18 protein-coding genes and 1 riboswitch are annotated in these 21347 nt (G+C 48.0%); of the genes, 9 read left to right on the forward strand and 9 right to left on the reverse strand.

Annotation, left to right across the window (positions count from 1 at the left end; genetic code table 11):
* Positions 1-9: 9 nt before the first annotated feature.
* Both LQ567_RS02270 and LQ567_RS02275 read right to left on the reverse strand, forming a co-directional pair.
* Positions 10-579 carry a DUF4142 domain-containing protein gene (locus LQ567_RS02270; protein ID WP_231002474.1) on the reverse strand — a complete coding sequence of 190 codons (570 nt, stop codon included), beginning with the start codon at positions 577-579 and terminating at the stop codon, positions 10-12.
* A 156-nt stretch (positions 580-735) separates the two neighbouring features.
* The gene (locus LQ567_RS02275) at positions 736-1197 is read right to left on the reverse strand and encodes a PA2169 family four-helix-bundle protein (RefSeq protein ID WP_231002475.1); all 462 of its coding nucleotides are present in this window, start codon (positions 1195-1197) and stop codon (positions 736-738) included.
* A gap of 239 nt (positions 1198-1436) precedes the next feature.
* Between LQ567_RS02275 and LQ567_RS02280 the strand changes: the two genes are divergently transcribed.
* Together LQ567_RS02280 and LQ567_RS02285 are read left to right on the forward strand one after the other, a co-directional pair.
* On the forward strand, positions 1437-1913 hold the full coding sequence (locus LQ567_RS02280) for an SRPBCC domain-containing protein (RefSeq protein WP_231002476.1): 477 nt from the start codon (positions 1437-1439) through the stop codon (positions 1911-1913).
* Between the two features lie 463 nt (positions 1914-2376).
* The gene (locus LQ567_RS02285; RefSeq protein WP_231002477.1) at positions 2377-2649 is read left to right on the forward strand and encodes a hypothetical protein; all 273 of its coding nucleotides are present in this window, start codon (positions 2377-2379) and stop codon (positions 2647-2649) included.
* Here LQ567_RS02285 and LQ567_RS02290 read toward each other — a convergent pair.
* Positions 2646-3692: a DNA topoisomerase IB gene (locus tag LQ567_RS02290; protein WP_231002478.1), complete on the reverse strand. Its 1047-nt coding sequence runs from the start codon at positions 3690-3692 to the stop codon at positions 2646-2648. The two genes, LQ567_RS02285 and LQ567_RS02290, sit on opposite strands and share 4 nt — an antisense overlap.
* 393 nt (positions 3693-4085) lie before the next feature.
* Between LQ567_RS02290 and LQ567_RS02295 the strand changes: the two genes are divergently transcribed.
* The 5 genes from LQ567_RS02295 (at position 4086) to LQ567_RS02315 (ending at position 10117) form a co-directional block, all read left to right on the forward strand.
* Positions 4086-4682, forward strand: coding sequence for a DUF4142 domain-containing protein (locus LQ567_RS02295; protein ID WP_231002479.1), 597 nt, complete (start codon positions 4086-4088; stop codon positions 4680-4682).
* A 65-nt stretch (positions 4683-4747) separates the two neighbouring features.
* On the forward strand, positions 4748-5491 hold the full coding sequence (locus tag LQ567_RS02300; protein ID WP_231002480.1) for a DUF72 domain-containing protein: 744 nt from the start codon (positions 4748-4750) through the stop codon (positions 5489-5491).
* Between the two features lie 272 nt (positions 5492-5763).
* Positions 5764-6060, forward strand: coding sequence for a hypothetical protein (locus tag LQ567_RS02305; RefSeq protein ID WP_231002481.1), 297 nt, complete (start codon positions 5764-5766; stop codon positions 6058-6060).
* A gap of 229 nt (positions 6061-6289) precedes the next feature.
* Positions 6290-6393: riboswitch (TPP riboswitch) on the forward strand.
* A gap of 72 nt (positions 6394-6465) precedes the next feature.
* Positions 6466-7122 carry a DUF6766 family protein gene (locus tag LQ567_RS02310; protein ID WP_231002482.1) on the forward strand — a complete coding sequence of 219 codons (657 nt, stop codon included), beginning with the start codon at positions 6466-6468 and terminating at the stop codon, positions 7120-7122.
* Positions 7123-8032: 910 nt separating this feature from the next.
* A complete protein-coding gene (locus tag LQ567_RS02315; RefSeq protein WP_231002483.1) occupies positions 8033-10117 on the forward strand; it encodes an RCC1 domain-containing protein in 2085 nt (694 codons plus the stop codon).
* 88 nt (positions 10118-10205) lie between these two features.
* Here the strand turns inward: LQ567_RS02315 and LQ567_RS02320 are convergent, their stop codons facing one another.
* The 4 genes from LQ567_RS02320 to LQ567_RS02335 all read right to left on the reverse strand — a co-directional run bounded on the left by LQ567_RS02320 (position 10206) and on the right by LQ567_RS02335 (position 17444).
* A complete protein-coding gene (locus LQ567_RS02320; RefSeq protein WP_231002484.1) occupies positions 10206-12359 on the reverse strand; it encodes an FN3 associated domain-containing protein in 2154 nt (717 codons plus the stop codon).
* Positions 12360-12402: 43 nt separating this feature from the next.
* Entirely contained in the window at positions 12403-13428 is a 1026-nt protein-coding gene (locus LQ567_RS02325; RefSeq protein ID WP_231002485.1) for a 6-bladed beta-propeller, read from the reverse strand.
* A gap of 141 nt (positions 13429-13569) precedes the next feature.
* A complete protein-coding gene (locus LQ567_RS02330; RefSeq protein WP_231002486.1) occupies positions 13570-15018 on the reverse strand; it encodes a DUF1501 domain-containing protein in 1449 nt (482 codons plus the stop codon).
* Between the two features lie 47 nt (positions 15019-15065).
* Complete coding sequence (locus LQ567_RS02335) at positions 15066-17444, reverse strand: PSD1 and planctomycete cytochrome C domain-containing protein (protein ID WP_231002487.1); 2379 nt, start codon at positions 17442-17444, stop codon at positions 15066-15068.
* Between the two features lie 244 nt (positions 17445-17688).
* On the opposite strand from LQ567_RS02335, the gene LQ567_RS02340 reads away from it, so the two are divergent.
* Positions 17689-18906, forward strand: a complete 1218-nt coding sequence (locus LQ567_RS02340) for a PAS domain-containing sensor histidine kinase (protein ID WP_231002488.1) — start codon at positions 17689-17691, stop codon at positions 18904-18906.
* An 89-nt stretch (positions 18907-18995) separates the two neighbouring features.
* Positions 18996-20054 (forward strand): response regulator, encoded by a 1059-nt coding sequence (locus LQ567_RS02345; RefSeq protein WP_231002489.1) that lies wholly within the window; start codon positions 18996-18998, stop codon positions 20052-20054.
* A 52-nt stretch (positions 20055-20106) separates the two neighbouring features.
* Here LQ567_RS02345 and LQ567_RS02350 read toward each other — a convergent pair whose 3' ends face one another.
* Together LQ567_RS02350 and LQ567_RS02355 are read right to left on the reverse strand one after the other, a co-directional pair.
* Positions 20107-20856, reverse strand: a complete 750-nt coding sequence (locus tag LQ567_RS02350; protein ID WP_231002490.1) for a YoaK family protein — start codon at positions 20854-20856, stop codon at positions 20107-20109.
* 72 nt (positions 20857-20928) lie between these two features.
* Entirely contained in the window at positions 20929-21324 is a 396-nt protein-coding gene (locus LQ567_RS02355) for a hypothetical protein (protein ID WP_231002491.1), read from the reverse strand.
* Positions 21325-21347 lie beyond the last annotated feature (23 nt).

The following is a 21347-nucleotide window of genomic DNA, read 5'->3' on the forward strand; positions in this document are numbered from 1 at the left end:
TGATCTGCTTTATTTCCAGTATTTTGCTTTTATGCTTTTTGCAGTGTCCAGGTGTTTCTGAAGTTCCGGGAGCTGTTGATCGGCAAAGGCCTTTATATCCGGGTCAAGCGCATGTTTGACCGCATCTTCAAACTTGGAAACAGCGCTCTTATGTTCATCGATGACCTCATTGATATAGGCCCTGTCGAAACTGCTTCCTACAAGCTCCGACAGCCGGCCCATGGGGCGTGCATCACCGGCAGCGGGAGGAATGCTGATGTTTTTTCGCGCAGCCAGATCCTTGATGGTTGCACCTGATTTTTTATGTTCCTGTGCCAGCATGCCCGCAAAACGCTTTACCGTGGGAATGGTAGCTTTTTGTTCTGCGAGCGCCGCCAGGTCGCCTTCTTTTAGTGTATTATCAGCGGCTCTTACAAGAAAGGCGGCGCTGGAACTGTCGGCCGTAACGGCCAGGCCGCTTGCGGCGCTATCCTGCTTTGCCTCGTTGGTTGAGTCGGCCTCGGCAACCGGCGTTTTCGTTTGCTGACCACAGGATAAGAATAAGATCACCATGATCAATGCGGTATTTATCGTTTTCATTTTTTATTGTTTTTAATGATCCATAAGAAGGTCCGCGCCTGCCGGCAAGCCGACCTTCATGTTAGAAGAAAAAGCCGTTGCCGTGAGTATTATAATAGGTAATTGCTTACAGCAGTTACCGGTTATTTACGGACGGCGTGCTCGTATGCATCCTTCTTATGCATGCTGCATATTCCTCAGCACTTTTACCTGGTTATGCGCTTCGAGTAAGGAAGCCTTTTGTGATGAAAGCAGCGCAAAGATCTCCGGCGGTAACCCGGGTTCATTGAGTGCGTCATTGTAGGCCTGCTGTACCGCATCTTCGATCTGCTCACAGTCTTCCAGCGCCGTCTTCCGGTCGGCTGTAACCGTAAAAATGGCTTTTACATCCAGCCAAAGCCGGTAAAGCTTGCCGGCACCTGTGGTACCGGATGCCGGTTCTCCGCCCAGGAAACTAACCATTTTCGACAGGTCGGCATTCAGATCATTGCTATTGATGATCATTTTACTGAAAAGGAGCTTAAGGTCGTTATCGTATCCTTCCCTTAATTCGTTGCTTACTTTTTCGTATCCTGCAATACGGTCATTGTTAATGCGGATGAGATCGTTTAACAACATGCTGTGATCCTGGTAATTCATAACATCTGTTTTTATCGGTTTGCTAATGGTGTTTACCTTAACCGGGAATCATTTCCCGCTTATGCTTTTACGTGTGTAGCCGTTTTATACGAGTTCAACTATTGCGCCAAATACGGCTGCCTGTACAGCGGATACAGGGGTGTTGCTGGTATAGTCTTTGTGATTTTGTAACAGGTCAAACCTGGAGGTCTCAGCGGTGCGTATTGCCACACCGCTGACCGTGTTGCAAAATAAAGCAGATGACAGAAGTACAACAACATATCGAGGTATTGAAACGACAACCATTGGTGTTTGATCTGTTTGTTAACCGGTTTCTCAGCTGGTGGCCCAAAGCGTATACATGGTCCGGTGATGCATTGGTAAACATTCAGATAGATGCAAGGGTTGACGGATGGTGTACGGAAACAGGCCCGCTTGGCTTTCGTTGTGATTGGGGACGCGTGTTGCAGGTGGTAACCGGGGAACGGCTGGTTTTTCTTTGGCAGATCAGTCCTTACCGGTTGCCCGAGCCCAACCCCGATAAGGCCAGCGTGGTACAGGTGCAGTTTGAAGCAATTGAACAGGGCGCAACCCGTGTTACGCTATGGCATACAGGCTTTGAAAACCATGGGGAAGGGGCCGTCGCTTATGCCGGACAAATGAATTCGGATAAAGGCTGGAAATATATCCTGGAAGTATTTGCAGCATTTGCAAACAATTATGCTGCACCGGTTTAACGATGCGGTTGCTTTTGCGCACGATCTATTTATTCCCCCGGATGTGGGTACATAGGAGCTTGCGGAAAGGTTCCCACTTTCCAGTTCGACAAAACTTTTATATAATCTCGTTTTCCTGATCATTTCCAATCTATAACGATGCGGTGGAAATGGGGAACAGGATCATCAATATAGCCAGGCCGTGATATGGTGCCGCAACAACATGAATGGCTGCTTTTGATACCGGTATGCGTTTAGAGAACAATGTGTTAAAAAAACAGGGATCTTATGGGTTGTGGGTCAATGCTTCTTCCGGGAAAATTAAGGTTAGGATGCGATGAGCCATTGGTTTTAAGCAGATTTGGCAAGCCTTTTGTTTCTTTAGATACGCTACACTTTTCCGATATTGAAAAAGCAATAATGTTTGCTGTTGCATGAAAAACACTTTTTGGCCCGATAACGCATTTAAATAATTGATAAAAATATGAGACCACCTGCAAAACCCAAAGATGACGGAATATTCAGCCCCGATTTTCGTCATAAATTTCCGGTAAGCTTTACCGGTGATGCCATCAATCAGCTGACCGCCTCCGAACCTGCGCCATTTGATATCCGCGAATGGATCTGGCATGTTGAAGTGATTAACGGTGTGCAATATTGCGTAGTGACCGACCGCTTGCCGCATCCGGAAACGATAATAGAACCCATTCCGGTGCCGGATCCTGTGGAGCATACGAGAACGCCCTGGGGCGTTTAATCTTTTCCCTTTTTCAATATTTTCAGCAACAAGGATTCTGTACGGGAACTGCCCTGTGCACCTGTTCCGGATGCGTACCGCAACAGGCTCCCTGTTTCATAAGCGGTTAATACCTGCGGGTGCACGTAATGTTTTTTACAAACGGATCTTGTATTACCCAGTGTTGCCGCTACTTTATCCAGGGCCTGCACGATATTTTCATTTTTTTGCTTTTCCGTTTCAAAGGACCCTGTCTTTATCAGCGCTTCCACACAGGTAACGGTTCCTACCCAGGTACGAAAATCCTTGCTGGAAAAATGGTCGCCGGATACATCCCGTATATATGCGTTAATGTCTTCACTTTGAATGGCCTGGTGCTGGCCGCAGTCGTCGATATACTGAAACAGTTCCTTGCCGGGTATTTCCCTGCATTTAGCAATGATGCGTGCCAGCCTTGCGCTACGAAGCGATACGTTCTGCTCCACGCCTTTTTTGCCCCGGAAGCTGAACAGGAGCTGATTGCCCCGGATCTTCAGGTGCCGGTTCTGAAGGGTCGATAAACCAAAAGAGCCATAGAGTTTTTCATAAAAATGATTGCCCACCCGAAGGCCGGTTTTATCCATAATGCTGACCGCCGCCGCCAGCACTTTTTGCTTGGACCAGCCTTTTTCCCGTAAATGTTTCCGGATGGTTTTTCTTAGTTGCGGAAGTGTTTTTCCGAACAGCAGCAAACGGTGGAATTTTGTTTCATTTCGTAACGCGTTCCATGATGGATGATACCGGTACTGCCTGCGTCCTTTTACATCAATTCCGGTGCACTGCAGATGTCCGTTAGGGTTTTCACAGATCCAAACTTCCCGCCAGGCGGGCGGAATTACCAGGCTTCTGATCCGGTGCAGGGTATCCGTGTCCCTTATCGTTTGCGCATTTTTTATATAGATAAATCCCTTTCCTTTTTTGATTCGTTGTATACCGGATCCGTTCGCCGTAATATACGTTAAGGAGGCGGCTGCAGCGCTTTTTACCGGGTCTCCGGAAAGGATACCGGACAATTGGTTTGTCATGGGCAGAGTGGTATGTATGGTTGCTATGCGCAAGTAATAATTGTTTAGCTGTACCGGATAACCGGTTTTCTGCTATTGTAATCCAAAACCGGGCCGGTGTATAAAAAAACAATGCCTATCCGTACAACAGCTGCTCCCGCGATTACAAATAAGGGGAACGGAAGACCACAGGGTGTGGAAATTTTTACCAGGGGTAACCCAGCCGCATGGCCAGGCACAACGTTGCTCATAGCAAGGTAGCGGGGTGGGTGCATATTTGGCCCGCTGCTTGCGTTTTACATTCGTGAAGAAGCGGTTTCCGGTAACTCGAGGTTTCAGCATCGGAAATTAAGGGGAGCGCTGATGTGCTCCCTATTTTTTAGAAAACAGCTCATCCACTTTAATCTATTTTAAATGCGACGGTATGTATTTTTTTTAATGATCAGCTGCAGTATTGCCGGAACTTTTTTATCCTGTAACCCGCGCCCTGCCGGCGAGCAAAACGCTGCAAGTGACAGTAATGCGGCGCGTTTTAAAAAACAAAGTGACCACACGGTTGCCGCAACACTGGAACGGGATGCCCGTTTCGCAGTTGATGCTGCCGGATCGGGTATGACGGAAGCAGAACTGGGAATTACAGCGGTTGATAAGGCTTCTGAAAAACTGGTGCGGCAACTGGGCGATAGTATGGCGCATGAATATGCAATAGCCAATGCGGCGCTAAAGGGCATTGCCGCAAAGAAAAATATCAGTATACCTGCAGCGCCTGCGGATGGAAATCTATTGCATGAATTGCGGGGTATAAAAGGCACTGCATTTGATGACCGGTATCTGCAGCAGGTAAAAAAGATGCATGGAAGCGATATCGAATTATTTAAACGATATATCAGTGCGGGCAAGGATTCTGATCTGCTCCGGTGGGCTATTCTCCGCCTGCCGGTGCTGGAGCAGCACCTGGAATATATAAAAACGGTAGGCAGCATGGTGATGCAGCAACGCCGGACCTATTAGGGCAGATGCCGTGCGGTTACTGTGGCAATGCAAGTCTGTTGCCGGAAGCCTTAAAAGCGGTATCATTGAGGCGATGGTTTATGAAAAAAGGAAAGATCTATATCGGCACCTCAGGGTGGCACTATAAACATTGGAAGGAGGTGTTTTACCCCGGTACGGTAAAGGAGTCAGACCAGCTGAACTATTACCAGCACTATCTTAAAACAGTTGAGATCAATAACAGTTTTTATCATCTCCCTGCTCCCGAAACATTTACTGCCTGGGCTTCAGCCGTGTCTGAAGATTTCATTTTTTCGGTTAAAGCGAGCCGCTTTTTTACACATATGAAAAAGCTCCTGGTGACCAAAAGTGATTTGCAGCCGTTTTTTAAAAATATACAACACCTGAAGAAAAAGCTGGGACCTGTGTTGTTTCAATTAACCCCATTGTGGAAGATAAACCCCGAGCGGCTGGAACTGTTACTGCAAAAACTTCCGCCGCAGCACCGGTACTGTTTTGAATTCCGGAACCCAACCTGGTATGATGAGCAGATCTATGCCTTGCTGAAAACCTATCAATGCGCTTTTTGTATTTATCATCTCGATAAACATCGTTCGCCCTTAATGGTGACGGCTGATTTTGTGTACGTTCGGTTACATGGTCCTGCCGGCAAGTACCAGGGCCGGTACACTACAGCGGTTTTAAAAAGCTGGATGAAACGGTGCAACGAATGGCAGGCGGCCGGAAAGGATGTATATGTTTATTTTGATAATGACCAGGAAGGCTATGCAGTGGCGAATGCACAAACCTTATCGGGGATGCTTGAATAAGACCGTAAGAGGAGGATTCGTCTGTTGTTGAGCAATTGTGCCGGCGGGTATTCCGTTGATTTTTGTGGATGCGCACTTAAACGGGATTACGCGGTGAAAGATGCAGGCAGCATTTTTGCAAATAACGGTGTTAAAAAATGATTATGGAAAAAGAAACCTCATCGGAAAAAATGAATACGATTTCAGAGTGTCTTCGCAGGGCCATGCAATTGGGATATGTAACGGATTTTTTTGTGTGCGATACGGGGCTGTCTTAGAAGGGAGCGCGGCGGGTGTATCCTCCGGATGCCGTCAGTATCCGGAATTTTTACCGGTTTGAAGGCGAAAGTGATCCGGCAGACAGTGCGATCCTTTATCTGATACAAACCCATGACGGTATAAAAGGCACATTGCTGGATGCATACGGCATTTATTCGGATAAAGGCATCAGCAATTTTGTAGGAAGGATCAGGCGCATACGTAAGCAGCAACCGGGGACGCATACACAAAACGGGAAACCGGTGATCCTGATATTGATTGCTGCGTATGCTTTATGGTGGATGGGATGGCGTTTGTTTCGTCAACGATAAATGTCCGCGGATAGATCGGTGGCCTTTAAGAACGGAACTGCGGATAATGTTACACAGAATGGGAAAAAAAATCCGGAGGCGGAATGCGGTGCTACAGCCTCTTTATGTTGGCGCCGGTTATCCAAAAAGTGGTTGGCTGTTAACCGGTTCTGTATGAAAGGATTGTTTTGGGCCCCGATCAATGAAACGGGAAAAGATATTTGGCATTATATTTCTACTTTAATTAGAAAGTTTTCTTCCGGGGTGTGTTTTTATCGAAAGATATACACTGAGATTAAACCCGTTGTACCTGAAACGGATCATACCGGCGAAGGAAGAAAGAAAATTTGTCCCCCGCTATATGCGGGGGGCTTTTTTTGATATGGAAAAGATACAGATAACTGCAGTAATAAAACGGAGGATGTCATGAAAAAACAGGGATTTTTTTACCGCAATGGTCTTAGTATTGTTTTGTTTGTTTTAATGTTTGCCTCTTTATCCGGACAAATGATTACCGGATGGAACGTGTTTAATAAAGAGCAGCAGGAGGCGGGGTTGCCGGCCCTTCAGTTCTGGCCATACCTGCACAGCGGACACTTTATACAGGCCACCTTTGAGAATTGGGAAAGCGAATTTTTGCAGATGATGTTGTATGTGGTTCTGACCGTTTTTTTACGGCAGAAAGGGTCCGGAGAATCCAAGAGTCTTGAAAAGACGGAGGAAGTAGACCGGGAGCCCGAGCCACATCCGCGTGCCCCATGGCCGGTAAAAAAAGGTGGCGCCTGGCTGTGGTGGTATAAACGTTCCCTTTCGCTGGCGCTGGCGCTGCTGTTCATTTTAAGCTTTTTAGCGCATTTCTATGGAAGTTTTAAAGACTTTAACCAGGAGGCTATCCGGAAAGGGCAACCTGCGGCATCAGCGTTTGAGTATGCAGGTGAACCGCGTTTCTGGTTTGAATCCTTCCAAAACTGGCAAAGTGAATTTCTTGCCGTGGCCAGCCTGGTATTATTGTCGATATGGTTTCGTCAAAAGGGCTCACCCCAATCAAAACCGGTAGATATGCCCGATGATGAAACGGCCTGACCGGTGGCTATGACCTTGTTATAAGGGAACCTGCTTGCAGTAGTTAGATATGCACACCCCGGCTGTCTGAATGCCGGGTAGATACCTGCGTTGTTTCCTGCTTACTTCCTGGGTTTAATAAGCAGGAAGGAGGGCTGTAAAAAGTACAATTACCAAGATTTTTTTTATACAGCTGCCCAAATTTTTTGCCCGCCTTTAGCAGGAATAGTCTTCTTTTTTTGTGGGATGTTCCTGCGAACCGAGGTTCCGGACCGCTCTGCCATAAATGAATTATTACCGTGTACTCCCCAAAAAAATGTTAACCGTTTACAAACCGTGTCCGGCGAATAAAAAGCAGCACTCATCGAATTGTTTTCGGAACCATTTTAAAGGCGCCTATTTTTGAGTTGTAATAAAAGTAAGACTATAAAAGAGCAGAGCAGCACTGCTTTTGAAATGCAACATACAATGTTTATTGTATTCCAACTGTGGCTGTATTTTATAGTCTTTGCAATCATACATACAGTATCATAACAGGATCGGTCTGTATGGTTGTTCTGAAAAGCAATCCCCTTTACCAGCTTCTAAACAATATTGGATCCGCTACGGATCTGTATGCGTCATAAAAGGATCATTACCCGGGTCCTTCTACTTGATTGTGCGTTGACGCTTCGGATGTTTGTACAGGTTAGAGGTGCGCCCCCGGAAAACTTGGCAACCTTTAACAAACAAGGATTACTGTCTTTGCCTGATCGGCACGCTCCGTTACAAGGTTTGTTGTCTTCGGCCCTGGCAGGGAAACGTTGTTTTTGGAACGGCTCTGAAAGCAGCGCAGGCATTTTATTGACTGGTGCAAACGGGAAGTCAATGGCTTTTGTGCACCGGTTTACTGTCGGCTAAAATATAATCACTCATAAAACTGAATCAGAAAATGACACAACGAAAAATCACTACAGCAGCATTAGCGGCAATTTTCTGCATAATGCTTTTGGGTTTATCCCGTTCCGCACAGGCGCAATGTACCGTATGCGGCAACGCTTATTTGAATGTTACGGATAACAGCTCGATAGAGTATGATAATATCGTAAGCACCTTTCACAGTACGCTGGCCCGGCAGGCAGACGGGCGCGTATTGGCTTGGGGAGAAGATACCAAAAGCAATGGTACCGGTAATAACCTGGTGCCGGCAGAAATGAATAATGCCAACTACGCCGGGCTAACCGGCACTATCCTGAAATTTACAGGAGGAAGTAATGCAGGTTCAACTAATGGTCACCAGGTACAGTTTGCCGTGCTGACCACGGATGGCCTTTTTGTTTGGGGAAGCCAGGGAAAGCTCATCAGCAGCAGCTGGACCACCAGTTCCTCGTTCGCCAAGGTAATGACCACCGCACAACTTCCGGTGGCACCCAACCAGGTAAAGATGCTGTTTGGTACATACCAGACCCTGGTTATCCTTAGCTGTACCGGAGACGTATATGTGCTTTCACAAAACGGGAATATGCGCGGGAACGGTAATGGCGGCGATGCCTCCACCTGGGCCCGGGTAGAATACAGTACCGCTACCAGCAGTAATAACAATACAAGCGCCGGGAACCTCGGTAATATCGTGGCAGTAAGAGGTGCACCCGGCGGCCTGATGGCGCTGGATGCCAATGGGGATATGTGGACCTGGGGCGACCAGGTATACCTGGGCACCAATACCAGCGGCAATAATCTGAACGTGGGTAACGGAACCAGATCCAGGGCCAGGAAAATGACGCGTACTTATTCTTCAAATCAGTTTACACCCAAAATGATCGGTATGACCGGTACCCGGAGCAGGAGCAGCCACTATGCGCTGGGCACCGATGGCTATGTGTACAGCATGGGGGATAACAGTGAGCAGCAGCTGGGTGACCGTAGTTCCACCGAAAGAACAAGCTGGGTACGCGTGAAGTCGGGCAGTAATACGGATCTGGCCAATATTGCCTGGATCAGCCCGAACGAACATGATAATTACGGTAATTCGGCCGTAAATGCGCTAACCAATACCGGTAATGTATGGGCATGGGGTAATAACGAACGCAATATGCTGGGTGTTTCCGGTGGCGGTAATGTGAACCCCACAAACGTAATCGGTGGTTTATCTGGTTCCGATGTGATGATGGCGGTTGAAACGGGCGGACACACGTCCATGGTGGTGAAAAAATGCAGCGGCCGCTATGGCTATGTAGGACACCGGATCAATGGCAGCATGGCCGATGGTACTTCTAATGATCAGGATGAAGCTACCTATAATTTCTCCGCCACTGCTGTTATGGATATCTGCGGTGCAAGTTCGGGAGCCACTACCTTGTTTCCGCCGCAGGGTTCTTTGCATATCGGAGACCAGATACAGTTGGTGTTTACACCGGCAGGAGGAACCTTTAGTGTAACCGGTCCGGCAACCATTACCCAAACCGGGTTACTGACCATTACCGGAAATAATGCCGGTATCAAAGTAACCTATACGGCAACCACCGATTGTGGCACCACCAGCTCGGAAGTAGTGATCAAAGCAGAAGACATCTTCCTGCCGGCCTCGTTTGACAAGTTAAGTGCGGCTGTAAAAGGAAACCTGCTGCAGGTAAGCTTTACAACACTCACAGAACAAAACAATAGCCATTTTGAAATTGAAGCCTCAAAAGACGGCAAAGCGTTCGTAAAGATCGGAGATGTTGCCAGTAAGGCTTTAAACGGGTATTCCAATATGCCCCTTAGTTATGATTTTAGCCTGAGCCAGAGCGCGGCCACCGGCCTGCTGGGCATTTCTATTGCCGTGCTGGCGTTTGCCGGCTTGCTGGCAAACCGCAGGAACAAGTGGATCTTTATGCTTGCTGTGGTAATGGGCGCCGGTCTCTTTGGAATCTCGTCCTGTAAAAAACAGGAAACGCCGTCGGTTGATGCCAGTACAAAACTGTTCATCCGTATTAAGCAGGTTGATAAAGATGGCGGATACTCCTATAGTAAAGTAATACAGGCTGTACAGGAATAAGTTATTCAAGAGTTTTTAGTTTCAGTTTTAGAATTAAGAACCGCCCCCTGGTAATTCTTTACCAGGGGTTTTTTTATACCTGCAGCAGTTAATTGAACAGGAGTTCGTCTAAAAAGATCCATCCTTTTTCGCCCTTGCCGCGGTGCCAGGCTGGAAGCCGGTTAACGGGCCTTGCAGTTAGTTTGATCACCTGAACGGTTTGTGCCGGGAAGCGGCATTCATAACCCATTGTATAAGCGGGTGCCGGTGAAGCCGGTTGTGGGGGATTGGAGCGGCCTAACAACTTTAGCGATTGAACCGACGTGCCTCCCCAAACCTCCAGTTCACGGGCCGGCAGCACATAACTGTCGATCGATACCAGTGAACTAAAAGTAACGGATTGCAGGGGTACGGGTTGTTTAAAAAACAGGAGTGCTTCAAACGGGGCATCCTTATATCCAACCCATTCCCTGGTACCAAAGTTCTCTTTCCCCAGCTGCAGGTCTATCAGCGCTTTTCCTTCCCGCGCTCTCTGCTGGTATTCTTTCTGCGGTAGGGTCATTAACCGGATACTGTCTGGCCGTACACTGCTTTTATAAAAGGTTTCCTTTGCCAGGTCGCTGGTGATCCAGCCGGCCAGGTAAGACCGTGCTTTAATAGCAGACGCTTTGCTAAGCGTAACCGGAGCTGAGTATACGGGTGATGTAAGGCTGTCCGGTTCACTGCCATCCAGCGTATAACGGGTTACAGCGCCCTTTACCGGGTTTTTAATTTCAACGGCAAGCGTACTGTTAAAGATGCGTTGTTCTGTTTTAATTACAGGCGTGCTCAGTTTCGCAATCACCGTGTCGCCTTTGTACCCGATATCAAACCCTGTTTTTGGAAACCGTTTTTTCAAAGGTGTTAAATCATTTTCCGTGAAAGCGGTGTTCCAGATCTGCACGGACCGTAGTTTTTGCAGTGGTGCAAGAACATAGAGCTGTTCGGGCCGCACACCGGTTCCTGAGAGCGATAACTGCTTCAGATGCTGTAAGTGGGTAAGGTGCCGGAGCCCCTCGCCTTTAACGGCTGTAAAGGCCAGGTTCAGGGTGCGCAAATTGGAGAATGTTCCGATCATTTTAAGATCCTCATCGGTCACCGGCATCCTGCCCAGTTGTAAAGACGCGATCTGGTCTTTTATCTTTTCCAGTTCCCTGAGTTGTTCAGACCGGAACCGGGAACTGCCGTAAAAATTCACCGCCAGTGCCGGTGAACCGGTTGCAAGGGGAGCGATGACCCGGTATGCAGTGTTGAGACCTGCAACCAGTTGCTCGTCTGCCGCCTTAAAATCGTATACCTCGTTTTCTTCGCTTTTGAAGAAGTTGGCCGCCAGCATCCGCAGCGAATCGCCGGCCGGCAGATCGGTTACTTTTTTGGTGAAATCAGAACCACCCTTTATCCATAAATAAAGAATCCTGGCCTCGTCTTCCGTGAGTTGGGGTTTTCCCTTTGGCGGCATATGCTCCTTGCTTTCGAGGGGCATATGGATGCGCTGCATCATCAATCCCAGGTCAACGGCTGCCGTATCCCATAGTTTCCCGTTCTTTCCTCCTTTAAGTAAGCGTTCTGTTGTTTCCATTACCAGTTCGCCCTTGGCCTTGCCACTGTTGTGACAGCCCATACATTTTTTTTCAAGGATCGGATGTACCAGGTGGGTATAAACAACGGCCGCTTCCAGGGGTATATCGGGGCCTTTATTAACGGAAAGGACCGGGGATAAAAGAAAGTCGTCACCATGCGTAATGGTGGCGCCCTTATGCCCTGCGATCAGCAACACAACGGTAGACAGCAGGCCCGTGGTTAGTATCAGGCTGCGCTGTTTTCGTATACGGTTGCGGAAGCTGTACCATAGCATGCTGATAAAAGCACAGAGAACGCCCATCCACTTATGCGCACTGATAACCGCGGGATCATACCCGGGTTCTTTTGATAAGAGCAGTCCCATCAGGGCGGTAATAACGGTGGTAAAAGAAGCCGCCAGCAACAAACCGTCGGCAATTGGCTGATGTGCCGCCTGCCGGGGCGAACGGAGCGATAGTTCAAATAAAAATGCAACCAGTAATAATACGATAGGAAAGTGGAGTACCAGCGGATGTGCCCGGCCGGCTACCTGGAGGAAGGCCGGTATTTGCAGGTAGTGGTCAAAAAGCACCAGGAATAATAACAGGCCGTTCAGTGCAATGCATGCATTAAAAACGATTTCCCTCCACTTCAATTGCTTCATGATTGGTTTGTTTGCTTGCTCCAATATTTAAGATAGTGCTGGTTTAAACCACAGGCTCCAGCTTATAAGGATATACCTTGCCGGAGTTCCATTGTGCCACATACAGGTTCTCTTCATCATCAATGCATACATCATGCGGATATTGGAAAACCGGATCGCTTTGGTATAACTCCTGTAATTTTCCTTCTGTATACCGGGGTGCCGCACCGGCGAGGTTGGATATGACCTGGTTTCTCTTGTTCAATATGGTTACAAAGCCAGACCGCTGGTCCTGTTTACTGTTACTTTGTAAAACGGCCGCGTATAAATGATCGCCCTTGATCACCGGCCGGCAAACCCAGGCACCCGGCATTGCGATCGTATTGATATATACGCCGTCCATCGAATAGCGTTTGAATGCGTTTTCCCTCCGGGATGTTACAATCAGCTCGGGTTTTTTATTCCGGTGGTCGATGCAGATGCCGTGCGCATTCAGCAGGTGCTTCGGCTCACTGCCCCGGCCGCCGAAATGCCGGATATAGCGCCCTTTATGATCGTATTGGATCACAAAATCCTTTCCATACCCATCCACTACGTAGATATCGCCGTTTGGTGCTATGGCCGTTTCGGTGGGTATATACTCCTCCGCTTTGGAATAGGCACCGGTTTCTTTGGGATAATCCAACGTGAGCAGTACCTTACCATCAATGCTGGTTTTGATAACCTGGTGCCGCTTGTTATCGCAGATAAACAGCACATCGGTTCCATTTTCGTTAAAGAGGGTCAGGCCGTGGGCACCCGGGTATTCGGTCCCCCAGGTGTTTAATAATTTACCATTCTTATCATAAATAATCACATTATTCTTTGTTTCATTGGTCAGCAGCAGGATGCGTCCTTTACTGTCCTGTACCATTTCGTGGCAATCGTTTACCGGATACCGGGCCACATCGGCCTGGCTCCAGGTGGTGTTTAACCGGTAACGTTTGTTGCCTTGTCCCAATACGATATTGTTTTTAATCAGCCATTCCGGAGTATACAGCATGCCGGTAAGGCCCAGGGCAGTATTGCGGATAAAATGTTTTCTGTTCATATTTTTTTTATAATTTTCAGATACCGGGTTTTGGCTAAGAGCTGCCCGATACTACGATAATAAAGCTTCAAATTTCAAACCCTCAAATCTGAAATCTCAAATCTGAAATCTCAATTCTGAAATCTGAAATCTCAAATCTCTCTACGCCATTAGTCCTGTTACAATTTTTCCTGCAACATCGGTGAGCCGGTAACGGCGCCCGAGGTGTTTATATACCAGGCGCTCATGATCGAGTCCCATCAGGTGAAGGGCCGTTGCGTGAAAGTCGTGTACATGCACCGGATCTTTAATGATATTGTAACCAAACTCATCTGTTTCTCCATACACACCGGGTTTTACGCCGCCGCCGGCCATCCACATCGTAAAGCAACGTGGATGATGATCGCGGCCATAATTGTCTTTTGAAAGCGCACCCTGGCAGTAATTGGTACGGCCGAATTCTCCGCCCCAAATGACGAGCGTTTCATCCAGCATGCCTCTTTGCTTCAGGTCGGTAACCAGTGCTGCGGATGCCTGGTCGGTATCCCTGCACTGCCCCGCAAGCTCATTGGGCAGATTGCCGTGGCTGTCCCAGCCCTGGTGATACAGTTGTACAAAGCGTACGCCGTTCTCTGATAATTTCCGGGCTAAAAGACAGTTGGCGGCATAGGTACCGGGTACCAGGCAATCGGGGCCGTAGAGTTTGATGATCGATTCCGGTTCCTTACTAAGGTCGGTTACTTCAGGTACGGCGGTTTGCATGCGGTACGCCATTTCATACTGCTGTACCTTGGCTTTTATTTCGGGGTCGCCCACTACAGCATAGCTTTCATTGTTCAATTCTGAAAGATGATCCAGCATTTTCCTTCTTTCAGTTTTATCCATACCATCGGGGTCATTCAGATAAAGTACCGGGTTTTCGCCGTTACTGAATTGAACACCCTGGTGAACGGAGTCCAGGAAACCGTTGGTCCAGAGTTTGGAGTATACGCCCTGCCCGTTGCCCTTCCCTTTGGAAAGGAGTACGCAGAATGCCGGCAGGTTTTTGTTTTCGCTGCCCAGCCCATAACTCAGCCAGGCACCCATACTCGGGCGATTGCCTACCTGGGCGCCGGTTTGAAAAAAGGTGAGTGCGGGATCGTGATTAATGGCCTCGGTATAAAGGCTCTTTACAATACAGAGATCGTCTACAATGCGTGCCGTATAAGGTAAAAGATCACTGATCCAGGCGCGGTGCTCACCGTACTGGTTAAATTTAAACAGGGTTCCGGCCAGCGGGAACTTTGATTGATTGGCCGTCATGCCGGTAAGACGCTGCCCCTGGCGTACTGATTCCGGGAGGTCCTGTCCCTGCATTTCATTCAGTTTGGGTTTATAGTCAAACAGATCCAGTTGGGAGGGCGCCCCGTTCTGGAAGAGATAGATAATGCGTTTCGCCTTCGGCGCAAAATGCGGCAGGCCGGAAACAATGGCTTCTTCCACATCTTTTCCGCTGAAAAAATCAGGGATCAGCAAAGTACCCAGTGCCGCACCGCCGATGCCCATCCCGAGTTTTGTGAGAAAGCGGCGGCGGTTGAGGTTGAGTCCGTGCTCTAATACTTCTTTTTCCATGTTATCAGATTTAAACGCGTTAATGTGCGTATATGTATATCGCTGTTTTATACTTTTACAATGGTTTCTTCCATATTATAGATCATGTTGATCACCCGCATCAATGCAGCAGCCTTTATATTGCCGGCCGGATCGGTACGGTGCGGGTATTCTCCAACGGCCAGTGTTTTACCCACTTCCTTTTTTTTCTGGTTAAATACATTCAGCTGATCCGTATAATATTTTTTCAGGATTTCCATTTCCCTGGCGGCCGGCTTACGGCAGAGGATGCTTTCAAAGGCAATGCGAATAGCCTGTTCCATTCCCGTTCCTTTTTCTGAAAGTTTTTCTGCAAACACCCGGGATGCTTCCAGCACGGTAGGGTCGTTCATCATGATCAGCGCCTGCAGCGGGGTATTGGTGGTAAGCCGGTTTACTTCGCACTGATCCCGGTTACTGGCATCAAAAATGATCATGGAGGGCGGCGGCACCGTAAGTTTTATAAAGGTATAAATGCCTCTGCGGTAAAGGTCACTGTCGCTGTCCTGGCTGTAAGAGGTAAGTGCGCCCCTACCCGAAGTAGCGGCTTCCCAAAGACCTTTCGGCTGATAGGGTTTTACGCTAGGGCCACCGATGGTTTTATTGAGCAGGCCGCTGCTGCCCAGTATGGCATCCCGAATGCTTTCAGCCGGCAGCCGGATACGGGTAGACCGGGCGTAGTATACATTGTCCGGGTCTTTTTCTTTGGCCTTCGGATCGATCCGTGAAGATTGCCGATAGGTGGCAGATAACACCATTTTACGGATCAGTTCCTTCATGTTCCATCCATGTTCCATAAAATCTACGGCCAGCCAGTCCAGTAATTCGGGATGGGTGGGCAGGTTGCCCTGCATGCCAAAATCGCCTACCGTTTTTACAATGCCCTTGCCAAAAAGCTGCTCCCATAGCTGGTTTACAAATACCCTTGCGGTAAGCGGATTTTGTTTGCTCACCGTCCATTGCGCCAGGCCAAGCCTGTTTTTCGGATAGCGGGTGGTGTCAAACCGCATTACGGCTTGCAGGGCGCCGGCTGTTACCACCGCTCCGTGCTGATCATAAACGCCCCTGTTTAAAATATAGGTGGTACGCAGGGTGTCCAGTTCGCCCATTACCGATACATTCACACGGGCGGTATCTTTCGGATTGATAAAACGGAGCAGGCTTTTTGTATCATCGGTTGTTAACGTAAGGACCGGTGTTTTTGCAGGCCCCGAATTTACAAGCCCTTCCAGCCCCTGCTCTTTACTGGTGTTGAAAAAAGCAAATAGCTGGTAATAGTCTTTCTGTGATATGGGATCGTATTTGTGATCATGACACTGGGCACATTCGGCGGTCATGGCCAGTATGCCTTTGGAAAACGTTTTTACTTTGTCGATGGCATATTCCACCCGGTACTCCTCCGGTATTACACCACCTTCTTCGGTTATCTTATGATTGCGCAGGAAAGCGGTGGCCAGCAGTTGTTCTTTTCCGCTGTTGGGCAGCAGGTCTCCGGCCAGCTGCCAGGTAATAAACTGATCATAGGGCATATTGTTATTGAACGCGTGGATGACCCAGTCGCGGTAGGGCCATTGCGTACGGATATCATCGTCCTGGTAGCCATAGCTGTCGGCATAGCGCGAAATGTCCAGCCAGTGCAGGGCCATCTTTTCCCCGAACTGGGGGCTTGCCAGCAGCCGGTCAACCGCTTTTTCATAAGCGGTATTGCTGTTGTCTGTTTCAAAGGCCTCCTGCATTTGCAGATCGGGAAGCAGCCCTGTAAGATCCAGTGATACCCGTTTCAGCAGCATACTTTTATCTGCGGCTTCATTGGGTTGCAATTCGTGTTCTTCCATTTTCTCCGCAATAAAATAGTCGATCTCATTCCGGGGCCATTCCTTGTTGCGGATATCCGGAAGCGGTGCTTTTTGGGGTGCCATAAACGCCCAGTGCTTTTCGTAGGGTGCACCCTGTTTGATCCAGCGTGTAAGGATATCGATTTCCCGTTCATTCAGTACCCCCAGGTGCGACTCCGGTGTAGGCATCTGGTAGGAGGGGTCTGCGGATGTGATGCGTTTAACGAGTTCCGATGCTTCGGGCTTTCCGGGTACGATGGCGTAAGCGCCTTTTGTTTCCCGGAGCGGCGCCTTGGCATTGGCTTCAATATCCAGGCGCAGGCCGGCTTCCTGTTTGTTTTTATCGGGGCCATGGCAGGCGAAGCATTTGTCGGAAAGAATCGGACGAACATCATAGTTATAGCTGATCTTGCTTTTGGCTTTGCTTTTTTTTGTAAGGGCTCCGCAACCTGCAGCAAGTCCAGAAAAAATGAACACCATGAAAGTGATGCCGGCAATCGTCGTAAATTTCATCGCTGTAGTATAAAAGAAATGTTTGCTGAAAATGGCTCTAAGCAAAGTAAATTTAAGCATAAAGTATTGTTTGGAACAGCGTTTTGACGGCTAAAACATAAAAAAACATCGGAGTGCATACATGCAGTCCAAACATATGAAGGTTATGTATGATACAGGTTGTTTAACGATGGAACAACACCTGGTGGCAGTCATTTACCGGAGGTTTCCTGCGGAGGTGGCTTATTCCTGTTCCCATTCATTTTTAAATAGCTTATTTTGTTACCTTTATGCATACTTATAAATAGCAGCGCAATATTTGTCCATGGGAGACTCTGATCAGAAAAAGCATGAAAGTTATCGTTATGAAGCCCTCTTTAACCAGGCTTCGATGGGTATTATTGTAGTGAATAACGCAGCTGAAATACAATCGGCCAATCCTTTCGCGCTTGGTTTATTTGGTTATGCGCTGGAAGAACTGTTGCAGAAGCCCATTGAACTGCTGATCCCCGGCCGTTACCATAACCGGCATGTAGGCCACAGGGACGGGTATACGCATAACCCTAAAACCCGTCCGATGGGTGTGGGTATGGATCTGTTTGCGATCAAAAAAGACGGCAGCGAGTTTCCGGTGGAAGTAAGTTTAAGTAATTACCAGGACGAGGGCAAGCAATTCATTATTGCTTTTATCAGTGATATCTCCATCCGGAAAAAAGCGGAAGCGGAGATTGAAGAACTGAACAATAAGCTGGAGTCAACGGTAGAGCAGCGTACCCGCCAGCTTACGGCCGCTATGCAGGACCTGGAGCAGTCGAAAGATGAATTATCAAAACTGTTGGAGCGGGAAAAAGAACTGGGGGAGCTGAAGTCGCGTTTTGTTACCATTGCTTCACATGAATTCCGTACCCCGCTGAGCACGATTCTTTCCTCTACATACCTCATCGAACGGTATACGCGTACAGAGGAGCAGCCCCGGCGGGAAAAACACCTGCAACGGATCGTATCTTCGGTACAATTGCTCACCGATATCCTGAACGATTTTCTGAGTGTTGGAAAAATCGAGGAAGGAAAGATCCAGGTGCGGTTCACCCGCTTCGATATCCAGGAGTTGGTATGGGGTATTGTACGGGAAATGGAAGTGACCTTAAGGGCGGGGCAACAGCTGATGTATCACCATCAGGGCGAGCCGGTGGTGGAGCTGGATGCATCCCTGTTAAAACATATCATCCTCAACCTGGTATCCAATGCCAGTAAATTTTCGCCGGAAAACGGGCCGATCGTCATTGAAACTTCTGTTGAGCAGCAAGAGGTACGGCTTTCGGTGAAGGACCATGGCATCGGTATTTCGAGTGAAGATCAAAAACATTTAATGGAGCGCTTTTTCAGGGCGGCCAATGCGGGCAATATACAGGGAACGGGGCTCGGACTGCACATCATTTCAAAGTATACCGAATTGATGAACGGTTCGATACAATGTGTCAGTGAACTTGATCAGGGAACAACGTTTATCATTACATTTGAGCAAAACCCGGTAAAAGAATAAAAAGTGCTCAGCAACACGGATGCCGGCGCCCGGTGTAACGCTGATCCGCAGAAAATAGCCGTTTAAATAAACCGAAAGAAATAGATCTGATGAAGAAAATATTACTGATTGAAGACAATGACGATATCCGGAACAATACGGCGGAAATATTGGAACTGTCTAATTATACGGTCATTACGGCAGCCAATGGCAAGCTTGGTGTGGAACAGGCCATCGCGCATATGCCGGACCTGATCATCTGTGATATTATGATGCCGGTGCTGGATGGCTATGGGGTATTGCATGCCATTCAAAAAAATGAATCCGTACGGAATGTGCCCTTTATTTTTCTGACCGCGAAAACGGAGCGCAGTGATTTCAGGAAAGGAATGGAGCTGGGCGCAGACGATTATATTACCAAACCGTTCAGTGGTACGGAATTGCTGAACGCGGTGGACGGCCGGCTGAAAAAGACAGACCTGTTAAAACAGGAGTTTTCGCCGGACCTGAACGGACTGGAGCAGTTGCTGAAGCTTTCCGATAATAAAGCTGCATTAACCGAGTTGACCGAGGACCGGGATATAAATAAATATAAGAAAAAGCAGATCATCTATACCGAAGGGAACCATCCTTCCCGTCTTTATTATGTATTGAAGGGAAAGGTAAAAACGTATCGTACGAATGACGATGGAAAGGAGTTGACAACCGCGCTTTACAGTGCCGGCGATTTCTTGGGATACATTGCATTGCTGGAGGGAACGGCCTACAGGGATACAGCGGAGGCCCTGGATGAGTCGGAGCTGGCAATTATTCCCAAGGAAGAGTTTACGGAACTCATCGATAATAACCGGATGGTTGCACAAAAGTTCATCCGGTTGCTGGCAAAGAATATTTCTGCAAAAGAAGAACAGCTGCTGGGACTGGCGTATAACTCGTTGCGGAAAAAAGTAGCGGACGCCTTGTTATTGCTCGAGAAAAAATACCGGCAGGAGGAAGACGAAGCCTTTGCCATTACCATCAGCCGGGAAGGTCTGGCTGCTATTGCAGGCACGGCCACGGAATCACTCATTCGTACGCTGAGTGATTTCAGAAGTGAAAAGCTGATTGATATAAAGGAAGGGAATATTATTATCTTAAACCGCAAGAAGCTGGAGCATCTGCTGAACTGAAAGCTCCGCCATTTGAAAAGAACCATTGCATAACGCGCAGATAAGAGCAGGTTTACCGCCGGAGCGGAGGCCCGGCTTTGTTTTCTGATAAATTTTTTTTGAGCAACAGGATCCGGTAGCGGATATCGCTGTAGATGATGCCGGTAAACAGGATCGCTATGGCAAGAAAAAGAATGCGGGTATGCAACCAGGTAAAACCCACACCCCCGGCTACACATCCCAGGAAGAAAAAACTGATGATCGCAAAACGCAGCCGCACCGAGGCTTTTAATTTTTTCCGGTGCTCCGGCTTCCGGTAAAAGAGCAATTGTGAAAGCTCAATGCCAAGGTCGGTAAACAGGCCGGTAAGGTGGGTGGTGCGCACAACGGCGTTTGAAATGCGTGTAACCATTGCATTTTGAAGGCCCATGGTAAATAAAAGGATACCGGCAACGAGCTGTGCCATTTGCTGAATGGTAGCCGTAGGCAAGAGAGCAACACCGGTTAGCAATACGATTTCTGTAAATACGGGAACGGCATCGGTATAACGCGGATTTACTTTTTGTGTAGCTTCCACCAGGGTATTGGATACAAAGGCCCCTGAAAGATAGGCCAGGATATAGAGCAGGAAAACGCCGGCGTTTTCAATATGCTGCTTAATTACTTCGTCTGCGAAATAGGCAAAGTGGCCTGTTACATTTGTGGTGAGCACTTTTACAGAAAAGAAACCCGCTACGTTTACGATGCCGGCTACGAATGACAACAGTGCGGCCAGTTTGAGGTTGTGAACGGGGCGGCGGGCTTTTCCCTTGTGTCTGAACATAACATGCCAATGATAATAATGGATAAAATAAAGGAACGAGTGCTGCACAACGGTATGCTGCTATTTGCAGGCCTATTGCCCCTGGCGCTCCGAACGTTTCATCTGGTCCAGCAGGTAACGATTGAATTCGGATTTGAGTTTGGCAAATTGTTTTTCCATTTGAAGCAGATCGTTGTGCAGCAGGCGGATCCGGCTTTCAAATAGTTTTTCATCCTGTTCTGTAAAGGAGTCTGCGCCTGCTTCATTCAATAAGACCAGGTCATCGCGGAAGATGCCGATGCGTTCTTCGTTCCGGATCAGTTTATTAAGGAGAAGTTCGATGCCTTCCAGGAGGTTCCGGTTAAAATGGGTGCGCAGCACTTCAGATAACCGGTTTTTCATAATGACGGATTCTTCCATCATGAACGTTACCGCCCTTTTCCAGGTATCGCATTCGTATTGTATCTGTTGAAATTTCGGGTCGTCCATATTTTTACAAAAACTTTTTTAGT

The sequence above is a fragment of the Niabella pedocola genome (assembly GCF_021044425.1).
Classification (GTDB): Bacteria; Bacteroidota; Bacteroidia; order Chitinophagales; family Chitinophagaceae; genus Niabella; species Niabella pedocola.